Source organism: Bacillus cereus group sp. MG4 (genome assembly GCF_040460055.1).
In the GTDB taxonomy this organism is placed as follows: domain Bacteria; phylum Bacillota; class Bacilli; order Bacillales; family Bacillaceae_G; genus Bacillus_A; species Bacillus_A wiedmannii.
Genome location: NZ_JARVGZ010000001.1, coordinates 4,259,668 through 4,278,593, shown reverse-complemented (window position 1 = coordinate 4,278,593; position 18,926 = coordinate 4,259,668). Strand labels below are relative to the sequence as shown.

Below are 18,926 nucleotides of genomic sequence, written 5' to 3'. Positions count from 1 at the left end.
TCACAGTTTTTTTATGCAGCTTATTAAACACTTATAATATATATGTAAAATTTATATTTTCATAGGATACTAATACCTTTTTACTTTAGGATTCAGTGTTAGCATAAGCATTGCATTATTCATCTATTATGGCTAACACTGGATTCTAACGATTCTTAACCATTAAATGCACTCGTTTTAGATATAAATGTAATATCGAAAGTCCTATTTAAAATTCTAGTTGAGAAAAATACATATTCTATACCCTTGTAATTAACTGATAATTTTCACTTTTTTCATTTCTTCTTTAAAACTACCGCAAAGGACTCGCTATCGATTACGTAATCTCCCCCATTAACATCTGCATACACCTTTTGAAGAGTAAATCCAGCATCATTCACTTCTTTTTCTAGACTTTCAATACTGAAATGTTGATTCCAATAATTATAATTCACTATCTCGCCATCACCAAAAGCTAGAACATTTTTTGCCAAAGTAACGTTATTAGGGTATTTAAATGCAGCGTATAAAGTTAAATGTTTCCTATCCGAAAATAAATTATCTTTTCTAGATAGAGACCACATTAAATTCTCTTGGAAGTTTTCATAACCAGCATCTGATAACACATCTAAAAGAACTAACCCACCAGGTTTTAAACCACGATAGATATTGCTAAGAATTTTTTTCCTATCCTCTGGACTAAAGACACTATAAATCTGATAAATAAGTAGAGCAAGATCAAACTCATTTTGACTCTCAATGTTAGTAATATTTTCAATCCTATAATCTATAGTTAAACCCTTCTTTCTCGCATCACTAATTGCATATTCAATTGATTTTTCATTAAAATCTACACCAACAACGTCGTACCCTTGTATTGCTAACCTTTGAGAATAGAGTCCTGGGCCACAACCTAAGTCAATAACCTTTTTAAACTTCTCTACTGGTGCAATCTTATTAATAAAATCAACAGTTCCATCAATAAAACTGCTCTCCCTACTCCCACCAGGAATATTCTCATCAAAATGAGACTTCAAAACAAGGTCAGCTCTATCTGGATCAAGCCAAATTTCTTGCGTTCCTTTCTCAAATGGTTCAGGGTTTTTTGCTATTTCTAATAACTTTTCCATCTCGTTCACCTTCTATTGATTTTTTTATAGTTTATAAGTATAGTAAAAGAAATCATTGTTTGCTTAGCTGGGGGTCAACTAAGCAAACAAGGGGTAATTAGTAATTGTTATTTTGAGTTAGTCTCAAATAACAATTACTGTATTCATCTTTTTCATCTCAGTTGAATTATATGTAATTAACTGAATACTCATTTAACAATGATTACTTACTGTTGAAGCCCAAATACTAGTTGATGTTACTGTCACTGTAGTGATCGTCGCATCCGCCGCTTGACCTTTTCCGTCTGTGTCATTCGCTAATTTTTGTAATTCTAATACTGCGTTCATCTTGTTCACCTCCTTTATTTGATTAAAGGCATTTATTAAATTTGTCCGCTAGTTACTGATAATTCCTTAGCTTTTGTTCTCGCTAAAAATTCATCTGAATTTATCAAAGGTAACCAATAGATTGGATTATCTTTGACTACTCCCATTAATGCTAAAATTATTCCTGAACTACCTGTATAAACATCATCGGATAATCTATAAGAAAATTGCCCTGGATATACATAATAACCTTTTTTCTCAATTAAAAAGAGATTAAGTAAATTCAATACCTCATTAAGGATCATCTTACGTTCTTTATCGGTTTTAACCATAACAGGAAGTAACATGAAGCTACCTGCGCCATCAAATAAGCCACCACTAATTGTGCAACGTGTCTTTGATAATTTTAAAATCGCATCCATCTCTTCTCTATAAAGGTCTTGTCCACTCACATGGTTTAAAAACCAAATTGAAATAGCAACTCCAATAGAGCCTCCAGAAAGGTATGGCAATAGGCGATTTTTATTATCGACTGTTTGTAATACACCCGTTACATCATCTTTTTTTGTCGATTCTAAATCTTTTTTTAGTAATGCCTCAGCCTTTTCTTGATACTTTTTATTATGGGTAGCCGAATAAAGTGCTGAATAAAACAGGGATACACCAGATAGTCCATCAATTAAGCCTATATCAACCGCCATCCAATCATTAACTCTTAGGGGTTCATTTTTAACTCTGTTTATTTCAATTAAACTACCTAACTCTTCTGCTAAATTTAAAAATTCAGTATTTTTAGTTTCCAAGTATAAGCTAATAATGAATATACCTATCCCAGAAAGGCCTGATCGCAAAGAAATATCACTTTTGTTACTATTATCCTTTAAATTATTCAACTCGTTTATGACAACTTCTTTATAACCTCTGTCGTAAAGTAAAGCCAATATGCCTGTTTTCCCAGTAAATAATCCAGTTTCTTTAATTAGAGAAAGATTATTCAACAAAACACTTTGAATCCATTTATCTATTTCTGTACTGCTAGAGCTATTTTTAGTTAGTGCAAAGGCAGCTCCACTTCCTCCTGTTAAAAAATTAAATTTCCCTCCATTCATCTCAAACTGACGAATATCACCATTAATAAACCTTTCATCATTTGTTAAATTATTCTCAACACCTATTAATAACTTATTAATAATAGAAGTTAAATCAAAATCACTTATCTGATCACTTAGGTTAATTTCTTTAGGATTATATGTTTGATAATCCTGTATTCTCTTATCACATTGCTCTTGTAAATTCAAAATAAAACTATAAAATTCTTCTCCATAATTCTCCTTTATCCAATTAAGGTGATTATATTGTAAATAACCCTCTAAATCTTCTGAAGACAGTAACGGAAGCGCTAAATACCTTATCAATTTCTTAAATCCAAACCAATCTCTTGCACCACTAACCTTCATTTCCTGTGAAACAAATCCAATTGCTGCCAGAGTAGGTCTATCTTCAGATTTTACAGGCATAGCAGTTTCAAAATCTATTATCCTAACAGTTAATTCCTCAGTTACCATTATATTTGCTGGTTGTAAATCACCCATAGCAATCCCATTATTATGCATGCCATCTATTAGAGTGAACAGTTGTAACAGTATTTTTTTTACATTTTCAGCATGATTACTCATACTATTACTATCTCTAAAGAACGGAAAATCTTGGGCAATCCATTGTCTTAAGTCTCGCCCTTCAATAAATTCCTCTACGAGAAAATAATGTTCCCATTCCTGAAAATAATCAATCAAGTTAACAACACCAGGCACATCTTTAAGCTTTTTCAAAGCATCATACTCAATTTTTTGCCTTGCTAAAGCGTCTTGAGCCGCCCCATCTAAACCGGCGCTCGGTCTCGCCTCCTTAATAATTACCTTCAAGTTATCTTTCTTTCGAGTCGCAAGGTATACCCCACCAGCATTACTAAAGCTAAGTGCTGTTTCAATCTTATATTGCTCAAGTCTACTCTCACCTTGGGTTTCCAAATCTCCAGAATTATTAATTGTATTCAGATAATCATCAAAGTCTTTCACAAATTCAGGCACTTGGTAAAAGGGGTTTCTTTGATCCTTAATTAAATTACCTTTCTCATCCCTAATACAATGCTCTCCATGTTTATTAATGATACCTTTAAATCCTCCATATCTATAGAATACATTGCTATTTTTCCATCTCTTATCGTTAAGAATATAAGGTCCTTTTTTAAAATCTTGGATTTCTGAAGAAATCATTTCTAACAATTCAACAAAGACTTCGTTATTTTTAGGGTATATTGTTATAAACTTCCCAGAAGAAGCACGATTAGCATTTTTCGAATTCATCTTCATAAAACTATCTTTATTCTTAAGATGCTTGAACTCAATCTTCTTATCTATGCATAACCTTGCTACCTTATCTAGTACACTCTTTGAATCTTCTAATGATGAAGTTACATGAATTTTCCACCCCTGTTCTGGGAGTATTGAGCCCTTAACATGATAGTGCTTCCAAACTGAGTCATTGTTTAATATAACAGCATATGTATCAGGAATGTCATTTAGTTCGTATATAGAATCCTGTTCTCTCTCACTCATTTTACCGTAATATTCAGAATTCGGTTTTAAGTAGCGATGATAAAGCATATTACCTTCCATAAAAAGACCTCCATTTAGCTATCTATAATTATTGTTTAGCTTCTGCAAAAGATGATCATAAATGATATCTTGGCTGTAAAACTAAAAAATTCAACCATATTAAGAGAAAATCCGCTAAAACACTCTGATTTTACTAGCACGTTATTTAATTTTAATTAACATATTTATTTTTCAATTTATTATAAATAATCCATTATTATCGTAAGTGCTATAGCTAAAATTATATTAGTTATAGCACCTTCACACCAATACTTGATTTCTCTTCTGACTAAGTATCTACTTACAACCAATGCCACTTCAATAAGAGTAAATATATTTTGTTTACATATTAAAATTCTTTCTTATGATATATAAGTATAGAAATAAGAAAAGAAAGAATATATATGATAACACCAAATATTGTATATAGAATTGAAATATATATAACTGGACTTAAGTTTGATAGTGGTAATTGTTCTATTAGATATCCAATCACGCCCTGCAATCCAAAATATGCTAGAAGGCCCCCACATGCACTTCCAATTGTAATAGCATCAGATTTTTCTGCACCGAAAACATAGAGGAGTGGATAAGATATTGCACCTGCATTAAGGATTATGAAAATCCCCAAAGAAATGCCCTTAAATATACTATCATCGATTGTTGCACCTGAAATTAAACCATATACATAAAATATGCCACATGATAATAAAGTACCAATAATTACAACTAAAAAATAGAAAAAGTAGTGACTTTGTACAATATTACCCCTAGTAACCGGTAAAGTAAGTACGTATTTATCATAACCAGACTTACTCTCATGTTTAACAACTTCAAGTGCAGGAATCGCCGCAAATAATATAGTGCATACAGCAATCAAATTGTACATTGAAGCATCTCCAAAATAAAAAATTAATCCAGACCCCAATATAGCTACTGCCATGAACATTAAAAAAGTTCGATAAATTAGGTAATAGCTTGTCAATAATAAACCTCTCACTTATTTTCACTCCTTGTTAATAAAACACTAATTTCTTCCATTGAGACATTTCTAAAAACAAAATCATTTGGTAATGTATTTACATCTGATACAAGTACACTAAAATAAGATCCATAGTTTCTTTTCGCCACAATGATGTCTTTGTTGATTAAGGATAGTTGTTTTCCCTCAATATCTACAATCGCATAGCTTTTCAAAACCTTATCTTTCTCTTCATTTAATATAATTTCTCCATCTTTTATAATGACAAGATGAGTAGCTATTTTCTCTACATCACTCATAATATGAGAAGAAAGTAATATACCACAGTTATTCTTACTCGCAAAACTTTTTAATTCATCTAGCACTTCTTCCCTTGATGCGGCATCAAGCCCTCCCGTCGCTTCATCTAAAATTAATAATTTTGCATTATGCGACAACGCAACAGCTATAGACAATTTCATTGACATCCCACGTGAGAATTTATCTACCTTTTTATCTATAGGTAAAGAAAAAGAATTAACTAATCTATAAAAATTATCTTGGTCCCAAGATTCAAACATTTTTTCAAAAACTTTACTTAATTGTTTTATTGTAAGATGAGCCGGTAGATTCATAGCATCAAATACGACCCCAATCTCTTCCTTAATCTTGGCATGTTTATTTATATTTTCTTCTCCTAATATTTTAACTGTACCGCCATCTTTAGAAATTAATCCTAGTACTGTTTTAAATGTTGTTGATTTACCTGCCCCGTTATTACCGATGAATCCAACAATTGATCCTGAAGGCACATTGAATGTAATATTTTTTAGGACAACTTTATCGTCATAAGATTTTTGAATGTTTTTAATTTCTAAAAGGTTTGACATCGTTTCACTCCTGTCATAATAAATAGATTGCTTCAAAAAAAATTCGAGTTGATTTGAAATCTTTTTTTATAATTTATCCAAGTTAGCATTGTAGCTTCCTCATCTATAAATATGATTGTTTTATCCCATATTTATTTGATAGGAAATTCTAGGTGAATTTTATCTATTATTTATATTGTCTATTGGAGCACCTTCTTTCAAGATATACGATTAAAAATTAAAAACTGGCCAAGGATAAGGAGCACTCTAGTATTTGACTCTGTTATTTTTACAAAGTGCTTATACCTTCTCCTAGAACCAAAAACCTACAAGTTTGTATCAAAATGCCGCTTTTTTCTTTAAGTAAACTTTAGTTTAGAGCAAACCTGCCCGGTTCATTATTGAATGTTTAACCAACTGGTTGCGATGCTATAACAGAAATAAATGTGCTACTCTAGATGGACTAATAAAACTGAAGGTTATTGAGTTTATCACAAAATGCTTGTTGTTCATTTTATGAAGCGGGATGGAATCTACCTCCTCAATTTTTCTATTTCTAATGTAATAACTATAGTATCGCTATCAGGGAAAACTAAAGCCTAAGCCATTAATACAATATGTAATATGAAGCGATAAAAAATCAAAATGTCATGGGAATAAAACACCAAATTAATTTCCAATTTACCAATTCTATGGGATTTACATATCACTATCTGTTTTTTACAAATAGTAAAAAACTGGAGTTTGCATCGCCTTTCTTTGTATATTGTATATATATATTATATATAATAATATGAATTCCAGCTTATTTCAATATTTTTACTGAATTTTACAATATTTTTTTAAAATGAGTCTGAAAAATCAAGCTATATACTTACTTTCACTTTCCTTGAAGAAATTTATGAATATTTCTATCATGTTTTAATTAAAAAGAATTTATTATCCCCCTTATATTTCGATGGACCGAAAATAAGAAACAGTTATTATCCAAAATCTCAATAAAACCAATTATTATAATATTGTATATTTATATTTTTATTGTTAGTTTTAGATGTCTAACAATTTGCCACTCACTTACTCGACTAATACGTAAGCGGATTCAATTTTAGTACTGAGTACTTGGTTAGATTCTGAACCTATCTATAACTTGTATTAATACAAGAATTTTCTTGTAATTTATTTTATTCCCCTTTTACAATTAGCGTTGTTCTTGATTCATCAGAAAAATGTAAATGTAGTACTTCTTCAAGATCTTTTTCGGTTAGATTTTCAAGCATTGGCAAAACGTCAAATAAATCCATATCATTAAAACGATAGCGTGTAAATTGATTAGCGATAAATTGAGGAGAGTTAATAGCACTTAAGAAGTTGCCAATCTCTTTCTTAATTACACGTTGTGCATCTTCTTTCTTTATTGATTCCTTCTTAAACTCAAAGATAGTTTCATTGACAATTTTTATAATTTCTTCAGGCTCTTGGCTACCTCCACCAATTACCGAAAAACCAAAATACTTTTCATTTGTATAATCAAAAGTAAACGATTCATCCAAATAACCATTATCATACATCTTCTCGTACGCTTTAGAGCCCTTACCAAACATTAGCTCCAATAAAACATTTAGAGATAGCTCATATTTAAGCAACTCTTTACCTTGTCTCATAGGATTAGCTTCCTTATATCCAATAAAAACTTTAGGTATTTGAACTGGAAGTTTCATAATACTTGACCTTCTATTCACTTTTGCATCTTCATTAGGGAATATGCGTTGAATCTCTTCAGGGTCTGGAAATGTTTTTCTCCCTTGATTTTCCCGAATGAGCTTTATTACTTCTTCAGGAACTACAGGTCCGATAATAAAAAGTAACATATTGTTAGGATGATAGAAAGTATTATAGCAAGAGTATAAATTCTCTTTAGTGATTTGATTAATAGAATCTATTGTTCCCGCTATATCAATTTTCACAGGATGACTCTTATACATATTTTCTAAGATTCCAAATCGGGCACGCCAATTCGGATTATCATCATACATTTTTATTTCCTGTTCAATGATGCCTCTTTCCTTTTCAACCGTTTCATCTGTAAAATATGGATCTTGAACAAAGTCTAGAAGAGTTATAAGATTTTTGTTTATTTCAGACGTAGCTGATACTGTATAGGCCGTACGAGTAAAATTTGTAAAAGCATTAACAGAAGCTCCTTGCTTTGCAAATGTATGAAAAACATCACCCTTTTCACTTTCAAACATTTTATGTTCTAAGAAATGTGCTATTCCATCTGGAACTTGAGTGGAACATTCTTTCCCTAGAGATGAGAATTTGTTATCTATTGAACCATATTTTGTTGTGAATGTCGCAAATGTTTTATGAAACTCTTTCTTAGGAAGTATGAAAACTTCAAGACCATTGGCGAGCTTTTCTTGATATATTGTCTCTCCTAATTTCTTATAAATTATTGAATTCATTTTATTTATCCCTTTCTATTTAAGAAGTAGATAGTATCTAGTTCCCATTTATTAGCAGCTCGAATAACATCGCTTTTTGATACCATACGAATTCTTTTAATCTGATCATTTATTTTATTAGATAATCCACTATCAACCGATTGAATAGATATATCCATAATTCCTAGAGGAGTATCGTATGCTTCTAGGAATAGATTAATCAACATCGCTTTACCTTGTTCAACTTCAGCATCAGTAAAGTCCCCCTCTTTCATCGCATACTCTTGTTTTCTCATAATTTCAATTGCACGTTCATAATTATCAAAATCAATTCCAGCCATCGTTGTTAATATTCCTTTATTGCTTTCTATTTGTGAAAGTACAAAATAAGCAAGGCTTTCCTTTTCACGTAAATTAACGAATAATTTAGAAGATGGAAACCTACCAAAAATTGCGTTCGCTACCCTTGTAGCTTCATAATCCTCATCTTGTATTGTCGAAAAAGTTCTATAGCCTAAAAGAAGTCTCCCTTGCTTCACATCCATTTTATCTTGAATAATCTTGACACCATTTACAGCTTTCCTATCTGAAGAAATCGTCTTTATAAGTTTGGTGTCATGTTGTTCAGAAAAAACATCTTGTACCATTAATTTAATCTCATTCTCATTCAAGGTACCAACGATGAATAAATCAAAACAAGCGTTTTGAAGTAGTTCTTCATATACTTGATAAATAGATGCAGCATTAAGTGAAGCAATATCTTCTTCTCTCCCAAATACAGACAGTTGATACGGTTCATCTTTAAACATCTCTTCTATCAAACGAATATTGGCGTATAGCATTTTCTCATTATACACTGAAGCAAGTCGGTGCTTTAATGAACGTTTCTCTTGTTCAACAATTGCGGAATTAAATACTCCATTTTCAAGCAGTGGACTGTAAACAACCTCGTGCAATAAATCTAAAGTAACTACTCAGCTTCCTCACGGAGGCTTTTTTCATTTACTAGTCTGATATGTACTTTTTGTGTGAATACTAGATATATCATACAAGGAGGTGGTATTTATGTTGAAAAAACAAGAAATTCTAGCTGTCTATCAAAAGGGACCTCAAGCTATTTGCGATTTTGTTCATCAATTAGAAAGTCAAATACAGAATTTAAAAGAGCGTATAGAAGAATTAGAAAATCGTTCAAAAAAAAACTCTACAAATAGTCATAAACCACCCTCTACAGATGGTTTTCGTAAGCCTATTACAAAAAGTTTGCGAAAATCATCCCAGCGTCAAACCGGTGGCCAGTTGGGCCACAAAGGACATACTCTTGGTTTGACAGCGACTCCAGACCATACAATTACATATTCTCCTACCTATTGTACTTGTTGCTATACTTCTTTAGACCATGAGCCTGTAAAAGGATACCGCATTCGCCAAGTGTATGATTTACCACCTATCCAGATAGAAGTAACAGAACATAAAGTGGAACAAAAAGAGTGCCCACATTGCCATTCTATTCAAGAATCCCAGTTTCCTTCTACTGTCTCTCGTCCTGTTCAATATGGTCCAAATATAAAAAGACTAATCCCCTATTTAACGCATTATCAGTGTCTTTCTTTAAAAAGAACAAAAGAATTCTTTCAAGATTGTTTTGGACATTCTATCAGTGAAGGAACGTTAGTCAATCATACAAACAGTTTTTCGGCTCAATTGCAGCCTTTTCTCCAAGAAGTAAAAGACCAGATCCTTCAGTCTTCTGTTGTCCATTTTGATGAAACCGGTATGCGTGTAGAAAATAAAACACAATGGTTACATACTGCCAGTACACCGGAGGTGACATTGCAACATATTCATCAAAAACGCGGAAAAGAAGCAATGGATGCTGGAGAAATCTTGCCGTCTTTTTCTGGAATCGCGATGCATGATGGTTGGAAATCATATGATGCGTATACAGATTGTCGTCACGTATTATGTAATGCCCACCTCTTACGAGATTTACAAGGAATTATAGATAGTACCGGAGAAAAATGGGCACAACAGATGCAGGAGTTTTTAACGCAAGCCTTAACGCTAAAAAAACAATACAAAGGACTCCTGCCAAAAGCAGAGCAAGAGAATCTGTCGACTGCCTATCAAGCTATATTAAAAGAAAAACAAGTATTTTCTTCAGAACCAAAAAAGAAAGGAAAACAGACGCCTGCTCAAAATTTATGGAATCGCTTCGTCAAATATGCTGACAGAATTCTAGCATTTTTAGAACATCCAGACATTCCATTTGATAACAATCAAGCAGAACGGGATATTCGAATGACGAAAGTCAAACAGAAAGTGTCTGGAACGTTTCGAAGTAAGAAAGGCGCAGAATCTTTTTGTCAGATACGAAGCTTTATAAGCACCATGAAAAAACAAAAACAATCTGTCTTACAAGCGATAGGTCAGGTTATAGAAACCGGAACGGTTCCTTGGAATTGCACGATTTCATAAGAGAAATTCTCGATTCGATCTAGATTCTTTCTCTTATGGGCATATTTTTTTTCATGTTTTCGAATTGGAAACATGTATTTAGCATGCTTTTTTGTCTGAGGAAGCTGAGTAGTTACAATCTAAAGATGATTTTAACAAAGGGTTAGATACATTAAGAAATTTATCTGCAGGTAGCTCCATTCTAAAAGCAATAATTTGATTCTCACCCTTTTTTAGGACATCTGTTGAAAGAGTGGCTCCATACATCTCATCAAGTTTTTGTTTTAATAGCTTACGATTTGGGTAATTTATTGATCCTCCATTCAGAATATAAGGAATTAATGCTCTTGCGGTAGTTAAATCCTCTTGAAGAGGTGCTTTTATCATCAACATTATACTAATTGTCTTAAATTTATCTGTGTTACATAGGTGTAGCTGTAACCCGTTTTGTTCACTGGAACTTATATGTATATCTTCCATCTTTCATATCCCTCTCCTCATATATTATTACTTTAATTTGGTTATTATTACGCCCATTCTGTATACCCCTAAAAATATATTAAGTAAACTTCTACTTTTATTGTTAGAATCTCTGTATTGAACAAGAAATATATACTAATCTTAAACTCAGGTTTTGTATATTATCATATTTTAATGTGAAATATTAAGGAGACACATATATTTATAGAATTCCCTTAATATATAAGGTATTTACATTTAAACAATTTTCATACACTATCCAATACAACGTCTTTAAAACTACTGCAATAAAAGAAAAGCAATCAAAAGGGCAATCCAGTAATAAAATTCGTCATTTTCCTCTAGTAACAGGCTGTTAAGCTTCCTGATCAAAGTATTTAATACATAATAAGCAATAAAATATCCCTACTTATCCCCACATTTAATGGTATCTAAAAATTAACATGTAGATAGTGATAAAACGCATATATGTAATAAACCTCCCTTCAATGTATAGCGCCTTAAATAAAATCCGTTACGGAATTTATTTTATTTAAAAATTTTAACTTTATACAATTTTACAATAACTTAACCTGGTAATATAAGTCAAATGAAATTCATTTCGTTTTAAATTCGATAAAAATTCATGTTTCCTACTTGTTTTTATTTCTTTTAAATAAATTGAACAACCTTATTGGATATATCTTGAATCTTTAACTATAGCTTTATAATTCACACCTCTTCTGAAACCCAACCTTGTTTAATCTACTTTTCAATTTCAGATGTTCTTTTTCTTTTAGATATAAAAACACCCCTCTCAACAAAAATGCCTAAAGGGGTAAAATAGTACTATTTTCTTTTAAATCCACAATAATATTATTAATGTTCTTCCTTCTACTGTAAATCTTTCCAGAGCATAGTCTCCCTTTTTCTATACAATCAAACATCTACAATTAAAAGCACAAGCTCTACACCTTTTGGTGCGATGGGAGAATTCTTAAATGGCTTTGCGTTCGCATCCCATTTTTGTTTTGAATAGCCTCAAGATAAGAGGGCTCATTCCTCCTCAGATAAGGAACTTACAACATCTTTTGATTAAGTTATTTCCACTTTTATATTTATCTTGCTATTACATATTTATTTTAATCAAGGTACGTATCGATAGGTGTACGAAAATGATGACTTTCCCCGTAATAAATCGCAATTCAAAGATTATACATACAATTTCTTGCCTCATTCAAGAATATACTTGAATAAAAGAAGACACCACCTTACTTAAGAATGGCGTACTTTTCTTGAATAACATTATTTCTAATGTTTAAGTATTATATTAAAATTCAATATCTAAGATGCGTTACACCAGAGGCCCCAATCAGTATCTAGCCCAGCAGCATATATAAAAACTCCATCGAAACCCGTGTAGGACCAACCTCCAGAAAAATTGATTCAAAGTTTACTTCTCCCTGTCGACCAATGATTATTAAAGGACCATTATTACACTTTCAGTCATATAACTTTATATCCCAAAAAAGAATATTGCTGCTTCTTGCATCATACATCTAATCGAATTTCACTTGAATTTTTCAGTTGGTACAAAGAACCCACTTAGAACGCTTTTCGCTGGTACATAGCTGTGGTAATCCCCCAAGAAATAACATAGACTCCCACAATAACAAGTGTCGCTAACGTATATAAAGCCGGGATAGATAAATTGACAGTAAAATCAGTTATTACTGTTGAGTGTTCAGTTATAAACGATGCAATAGGCCGTGCTATCCATGTTAAAATAATAAAGCTTATGAGAACAACTGTTGTAATATAGCCTGGTTTAAATATATAAAATAATGGGAAGGTAAACGCAACAAATAATAAAAATAAGCCGCTGCCAATCGCAATATCAGTAATCGTAAAAGGTTCATTGAAAGTAAATAATACTAAACTTGTCACCCCAATGGATAGAATCATATATACGATAGCGCCAATATAGCGTGATGCGATAATTTCCCTACGTGTGTAAGGTAAGGAATTTAATAATATATTTGTCTCTACTTTTTCATCGTAAGCATATGTATTAAAGGGAATAAAAATACTGGCAACCAGAAAAATCAAAACTGGAGGTACGCCCAAAATGATAAAGATTACGATAAAGGGAATAAAGATTAATAGCTGTTTCTTCTGTAGTATGACATCACGTCTGATTAAATTAAACATGGGGTCTGCCTCCCTTTAAAGTAATACATGATATCTTCCAGAGAGGCGCGTTCAATGACAACTGTATCCCCGAAAGTACTTTTCACTTCTTTAATATTATCCGTTAATGCTTCAAACCCTGTTGGAGCACGATGAACATAAACAAATGCCCTTTCAGTGTCTCTATCTAGCAGATCCAATCCTCCTTTAACGAGCGCATAGTTTTCAACTACATCGTGAATGGACTGATTAAATACTAATTTCCCATTCTGCATAAAAGTAATATAATCTGCGATGCGATCTAAATCTGTTGTAATATGTGTAGAGAAGAAAATGGTACGATTACCATCAATCATTGATTCCTGTAAAAGATCCAACAGCTCTCGTCTAAATATGGGGTCTAGGCCTGCTGTCGGCTCGTCCATAATAATTAGCTCTGCATGATGTGATAGTGCTATCGCCAATGAAGTCTTCATTTGCATCCCTTTTGAGAAAGTTTTTATCGCTTTATTTAGCGGTAATTCGAATTTTTCAACATATTGATAAAATAATGTATCATCCCAGTGTTTGTAAGCTGGTGCAACAATACGTTTTATATCTTTTAAGTCCAGCCCTTCAAAAAATACATTCTCATCGTATACAAACCCAATGCGTTCCTTGATCGCCTTCTCATGCGTCTTGTAGTCCAATCCGAAAAGCTTAACTTCTCCGAAATCCGGTTTTAATAGATTCATCATCATTTTTATGATTGTAGACTTACCGGCCCCATTTGCTCCAATAAATCCCGTTACAAAGCCTTGCTTCACTTGTAAATCAATATTTTCAACGGAAAAATCTTTGAATTTCTTCGTTACATTTTTTAATTCAACCACATTTCCCATTCATTTCACTCCTCATATAAAATCTTCAATAATTGCTGTATTTCATCAAGTGGTATCCCAATTTCTTTACTATTCGTTATGACCGCACTCAATTGTTCTTCAATGACCTTCAGCTTCTTCTCTCTCATGACCTCTAGATTTTGCTCTGCGATAAAAGAACCTTTTCCTACAATGGAATAAATAAAGCCCGCCTTTTCCAATTCCTCATAGGCACGTTTCGTCGTAATTACACTAACTTGTAAATCCTTTGCAAGATTACGCATGGAAGGTATTGCTGTCCCCTCCTGTAGTTCACCTGCTAAAATATACGATTTGATTTGATTCGTAATTTGTTCATAAATCGGCTCCTTTGAACTGTTCGAAATAATTATTTGCATACCAATACCTCTTTTGTATTTTTTTGTAAGAACATTTGAAATAATGTCCTGTACTGTGGCTTCAGGAAAATGCCCTCAACGCAATATAAATCAATTATATAATTAAAAATATAACAAGGGGAATCATCTAGCAATTTGCATAACTAATATAGTATCACTTTATTGTTCCTGACATCTGAAAATCTCTCCACTCACACTTCATCATTTTGAGTAGTTACTAATTTCAAATTCTCTATAAAATATTAGTAATGGTCACCCCTCCATTTATTATCATCGAAAACTTATTTCAATATAATTCCTCATATAGTTTATATACATTATATAAACTATATGAGGAATTATATACACACTTAAAACATCGTGCAACTACTTTTATTTGAATAGAAAGAAAGTTATATACCAACCTTGAAGCAATAGAACAGAAGCTTAGTACAAGAACGTTTACATTAAAATTGGATAATAAATTAAATGAATTATTATAAATCATTCTAAAAAAGGGAGATTCTCCATCTTTAAACATTGAAAATACGTAAATAAGCTAACTAAATAATTATATATTATTCACCTCTAAATATTTGATTAAATTAGCACCATCAGTTTTGATAAATAAACATGCTCTTATTAGATGTACAATATTATTATTAGCCATTTTCTTAATTTAAAATTCTAGTTGTGTTAACTTGGATTGGTTTAAAACAATCCTTTACAGACTTTATTTCAAAGCCACACCACATCCAACCCTTAAACCAAAAGATATATTGTTAGCAGCAATAAACTACAACAGAAAAAAGAGGATGCCATAGCATCCTCTCCTGCCCTTCCCTATTCCACACAAGTAAACTGCGTCCAAGCTCCTACATAATCTAGTAAGAATAACTCTTCTTCTGCAATTGTACCGACAATATTTTTCCGTTCATCTATCGGCATCTCTTTTAGAATGATTTGCAGTTCACCTTTATACTTACCAAATGAGTTGTTCCCAATTACAACTTGCCCTCTTTCCTGTAATACACTTTCGCGCACTGGGAAGTCATAGTCTTTATACTTTTTACGTACTTCTGTAGAACGTACCATATATTCTGTTATGTCGCCGCGTCTTACGTGTAATTCTTGCAGTGTCGCTTTCTTCTCTACTTCCGTCGCTTCGTCTACAAAGTGTACCTTTAGCTGTAACATGTAACGATTTAAGTTTCCTAGTTTCTCTAACTCTTCTTCACTCGCATAAGCATTTCCGATAATAACATCATCAATAAGCCCTGTTGCCCATAAATGTTTCGCTTGTACTTCAATCGGTAAGTTACGATGTTGTTCTAACGTACATAATCCGTCATTAATATCCCATGGACCAATGTCGGCTACATGTGACGTAATAAATGCTGCCGTGCGAATACCGTGTTTTTTAAAGCGTTCACTACAGCGAATGAAATAATCATACGGAAGTCCAGTAAATTTTTGCGGATAGAAGTTATGACAACCAATTAAAGCTGGTTTATTCGCCTGATGCGAAAGAATATTTTCTAAGTATGCAATATCGTTACTTACGTTCAGTTCAATTTTTAAGCCATACGGATTATTCGTCATTTTCGCTTCTGTTAATCCATCAAAACCTAAATCTAAACGAATACCATCTGCACCTAACTCTGCAAAGAATGATAGATCGCTATAGCTAATACCGAGTTGATCGAATACTGCCGGAGCTACATCTAAAATAACTTCCATATTGTTATCTTTTGCATGATTAATAATTTCTTTAAATTCAGCTACAATTTCTTCTTTTGGACGATTCACAGATAATAGACATGTGAATATTCTTGAAAAACCGTGGCGTGCCGCTGCCGAAATGTATGCCATATCTTGTTCTTTCGTTGAATGCTCTGGATAAAGTGAAATTCCTAATTTACGCTCCATGCTTTTGCATCTCCTTCACACGTTGTATTAATGCCATGCTCGTAAATCTATATTTTGCAGATAAACATGTGGCACATAAAATCGTTGGTACAATAATTACGTACGGTGATTGTAAGCTTAGCATTACATATGCACCCATTGAACTACCGATAAATAAAATTGATATGAGTAGTAACACTAATAAAGATTTACTTTGTACCCATTTTGAATAATGTGCAATACACTGCCCCGCTACGAATGTAATTAAGATGATAATTGCTCCGAGCATTCTGTTTTCTCCTCTCCTGCTAATTGCTGTTTCTCATACATTTTGAAGAATGGATAGTAAATAACGAATGAGATCACAAAGTTAACAAGTACAAGTACACCAGCCATAATTGTCCAGTCTGTACTAATAATCGCTGCAATTGGTGCTAACATCGTAAATGGCAACTTCGCCATCATGAGCGGAATCATGCCTGAAACAACTGCGAAATATGATACTGTCGTTGTCACTAACGGTGTAATAACGAATGGAATAATTAAAATTGGGTTCATTACAATTGGTGCCCCGAAAATAATCGGTTCGTTAATATTGAATAAACCTGGCACGAATGATAATCTACCTAACTCTTTTAGGAATTTAGATTTAGAGAACATAAACATAATAACTAAAGCTAATGTTGAGCCTGATCCACCGATCCATACGAACCATTGAATAAATTGCTCTGTAAATAAGTTTGGCAATTGATGTGCATTTCCTGTAGCTGTGAATACTTCCATATTTTCAAGAATTGCTGAATCCCACATCGGACGAATAATTGGTCCTAAAATCGCTGGGCCATGTATACCGAATGACCAGAAGAACACGATTAAGAATACTGTTAATAAACCGCCGAATAAATTATTTCCTACTAATACTGATTTTAGTGGTGCGATTAAATATGTGATTGTTGTATTTACATCAAATTTTAAACCGTAACGAATACCCCAGAATAAAAGAATAACGACTAAAGTTGGAATTAATGCTGCAAACGAGTTTGCAACTGCTGGTGGTACACTATCTGGTAATTTAATCGAGATATTATGCTTAATCATAAAATGATAAATTTCTACTGCAATTAAAGCTGTAACAATTGCGCCGAATAAAGACGTTGCACTTAATGTTCCTACTGAAATATATCTTCCCGCATCAATAACACCTGGTACAGCTTTCGTAATTTGAATTGGTTCAACTGATGCTAGTAAAAAGGCGAGTACAGATAACAATCCTGCACTTAACTGATTGAGCTGATAAAAGTTTGCGAGTGAAGCTCCTACCCCAAATGCTGCGTATAACGCCATTAAACCTACTGTGAATCGGAATGGAATATCTAAAATATGGCGAAATGGTGCAATCCACTCCATATACGCATCAATTGGTAAATTTAAAAAGATAACGAAAAATGATCCGACAATCGTTAACGGCAATGTAGAAATAACTCCGTTTCGAATTGCTAATAAATGTCGTTGTCCTGCAATCTTTTGCGTTGTTGGCATAATCTTTTGTTCCATAAAACTCATAAAACCATTCATCAATATCCCTCCTCTTTCTCTTCACTACGAAAGAACAAAATAAAGTTATAACATTATAATGTTTATATTTAAAAAAATATAATTATGCTAAAACTAATTGTTCTGCTTGTTTCAGTACTTTTAAACCGTCACACATCCCATAATCTCGTTGTTCTATTATTGCAACCGGTATATCGTATGATTTCGCAAGAAACTGTACCGCTGGAAACAAATACTTCACCTGTGGCCCGATTAAAACAACATCAGCATTTTTTATTTCCAGTTTCACAAGTTCTGAATCAACTGCTTTAATTTTATAATCCTTCCCTTGTTCCATTGCCTCTTCTTGCATTTTTCTTACAACCATACTCGTTGACATGCCTGCTGCACAACATAATAAAATGTACATCTTATACTGTCACTTTCTCTTCTACTCGTTTATGAAGAGTGATAAATTCTTCAGCAAGTTCTTTCACTGTAATTGCATTCATTAAATGATCTTGTGCATGCACTAACAGTAAACTGATTTCTGCATGATTTCCTCTTGCTTCTTCTTGAATTAAGTCTGTTTGAATGCGATGAACTGCTGAAATCTCTTCACTAGCAAGTTTCATCTTTTCACTCGCATTCTCAAAATCTCCTTGTCTTGCAAAAGCAATTGCTTCAAGCGCCGCGCTTCTCGCATTGCCACCATGTAAAATTAACGCAAATGGAGTTTGCATATCAGGCATTTTAAATTCCCCCAAGCTATCTTTTTTCTATATTGTTATTTTATTAT

General features: G+C 32.7%; 17 protein-coding genes. 1 reads left to right on the top strand and 16 read right to left on the bottom strand.

The annotated features are described in order from the left end of the window. Positions 1 to 275: 275 nt before the first annotated feature. The 7 genes from QCI41_RS22400 to yfmF form a co-directional block, all read right to left on the bottom strand. Entirely contained in the window at positions 276 to 1,109 is an 834-nt protein-coding gene (locus tag QCI41_RS22400; protein WP_098225451.1) for a class I SAM-dependent methyltransferase, read from the bottom strand. Between the two features lie 192 nt (positions 1,110 to 1,301). Beyond that, entirely contained in the window at positions 1,302 to 1,436 is a 135-nt protein-coding gene (locus tag QCI41_RS22395; protein ID WP_170924637.1) for a class III lanthipeptide, read from the bottom strand. 35 nt (positions 1,437 to 1,471) lie between these two features. Continuing rightward, on the bottom strand, positions 1,472 to 4,090 hold the full coding sequence (gene lanKC, locus QCI41_RS22390; protein ID WP_353836654.1) for a class III lanthionine synthetase LanKC: 2,619 nt from the start codon (positions 4,088 to 4,090) through the stop codon (positions 1,472 to 1,474). 328 nt (positions 4,091 to 4,418) lie between these two features. Further along, positions 4,419 to 5,069, bottom strand: a complete 651-nt coding sequence (locus QCI41_RS22385) for an ABC-2 transporter permease (RefSeq protein ID WP_098225447.1) — start codon at positions 5,067 to 5,069, stop codon at positions 4,419 to 4,421. Then, on the bottom strand, positions 5,066 to 5,920 hold the full coding sequence (locus tag QCI41_RS22380) for an ABC transporter ATP-binding protein (protein ID WP_101169204.1): 855 nt from the start codon (positions 5,918 to 5,920) through the stop codon (positions 5,066 to 5,068). Before QCI41_RS22380 ends, QCI41_RS22385 begins: the two co-directional genes overlap by 4 nt. A gap of 1,160 nt (positions 5,921 to 7,080) precedes the next feature. Then, positions 7,081 to 8,364, bottom strand: a complete 1,284-nt coding sequence (gene yfmH / locus QCI41_RS22375; RefSeq protein WP_353836655.1) for an EF-P 5-aminopentanol modification-associated protein YfmH — start codon at positions 8,362 to 8,364, stop codon at positions 7,081 to 7,083. 5 nt (positions 8,365 to 8,369) lie between these two features. Beyond that, positions 8,370 to 9,299 (bottom strand): EF-P 5-aminopentanol modification-associated protein YfmF, encoded by a 930-nt coding sequence (yfmF, locus tag QCI41_RS22370; protein WP_353836656.1) that lies wholly within the window; start codon positions 9,297 to 9,299, stop codon positions 8,370 to 8,372. Positions 9,300 to 9,408: 109 nt separating this feature from the next. Here yfmF and tnpC point away from each other — a divergent pair, with 109 nt between their 5' ends. After that, positions 9,409 to 10,821 carry an IS66 family transposase gene (gene tnpC / locus QCI41_RS22365; protein WP_353836078.1) on the top strand — a complete coding sequence of 471 codons (1,413 nt, stop codon included), beginning with the start codon at positions 9,409 to 9,411 and terminating at the stop codon, positions 10,819 to 10,821. 78 nt (positions 10,822 to 10,899) lie between these two features. Here tnpC and QCI41_RS22360 read toward each other — a convergent pair whose 3' ends face one another. The 9 genes from QCI41_RS22360 to QCI41_RS22320 form a co-directional block, all read right to left on the bottom strand. Then, positions 10,900 to 11,280 carry a hypothetical protein gene (locus QCI41_RS22360; RefSeq protein WP_353836657.1) on the bottom strand — a complete coding sequence of 127 codons (381 nt, stop codon included), beginning with the start codon at positions 11,278 to 11,280 and terminating at the stop codon, positions 10,900 to 10,902. Between the two features lie 1,584 nt (positions 11,281 to 12,864). Next, entirely contained in the window at positions 12,865 to 13,470 is a 606-nt protein-coding gene (locus QCI41_RS22355) for an ABC-2 transporter permease (RefSeq protein ID WP_098225441.1), read from the bottom strand. Continuing rightward, complete coding sequence (locus QCI41_RS22350; RefSeq protein ID WP_075396496.1) at positions 13,458 to 14,330, bottom strand: ABC transporter ATP-binding protein; 873 nt, start codon at positions 14,328 to 14,330, stop codon at positions 13,458 to 13,460. The genes QCI41_RS22355 and QCI41_RS22350 overlap by 13 nt, the downstream gene beginning before the upstream one ends. A gap of 5 nt (positions 14,331 to 14,335) precedes the next feature. After that, the gene (locus tag QCI41_RS22345) at positions 14,336 to 14,707 is read right to left on the bottom strand and encodes a GntR family transcriptional regulator (RefSeq protein ID WP_075396495.1); all 372 of its coding nucleotides are present in this window, start codon (positions 14,705 to 14,707) and stop codon (positions 14,336 to 14,338) included. 822 nt (positions 14,708 to 15,529) lie between these two features. Beyond that, entirely contained in the window at positions 15,530 to 16,615 is a 1,086-nt protein-coding gene (locus QCI41_RS22340; RefSeq protein WP_000440088.1) for a DUF871 domain-containing protein, read from the bottom strand. Further along, positions 16,605 to 16,883 carry a hypothetical protein gene (locus tag QCI41_RS22335; RefSeq protein ID WP_000900028.1) on the bottom strand — a complete coding sequence of 93 codons (279 nt, stop codon included), beginning with the start codon at positions 16,881 to 16,883 and terminating at the stop codon, positions 16,605 to 16,607. Before QCI41_RS22335 ends, QCI41_RS22340 begins: the two co-directional genes overlap by 11 nt. Next, on the bottom strand, positions 16,859 to 18,169 hold the full coding sequence (locus tag QCI41_RS22330) for a PTS sugar transporter subunit IIC (protein ID WP_001013048.1): 1,311 nt from the start codon (positions 18,167 to 18,169) through the stop codon (positions 16,859 to 16,861). Before QCI41_RS22330 ends, QCI41_RS22335 begins: the two co-directional genes overlap by 25 nt. An 82-nt stretch (positions 18,170 to 18,251) precedes the next feature. Beyond that, positions 18,252 to 18,557, bottom strand: coding sequence for a PTS sugar transporter subunit IIB (locus tag QCI41_RS22325; protein ID WP_353836658.1), 306 nt, complete (start codon positions 18,555 to 18,557; stop codon positions 18,252 to 18,254). A gap of 1 nt (position 18,558) precedes the next feature. Further along, positions 18,559 to 18,879: a PTS lactose/cellobiose transporter subunit IIA gene (locus tag QCI41_RS22320; protein ID WP_353836659.1), complete on the bottom strand. Its 321-nt coding sequence runs from the start codon at positions 18,877 to 18,879 to the stop codon at positions 18,559 to 18,561. Positions 18,880 to 18,926 lie beyond the last annotated feature (47 nt).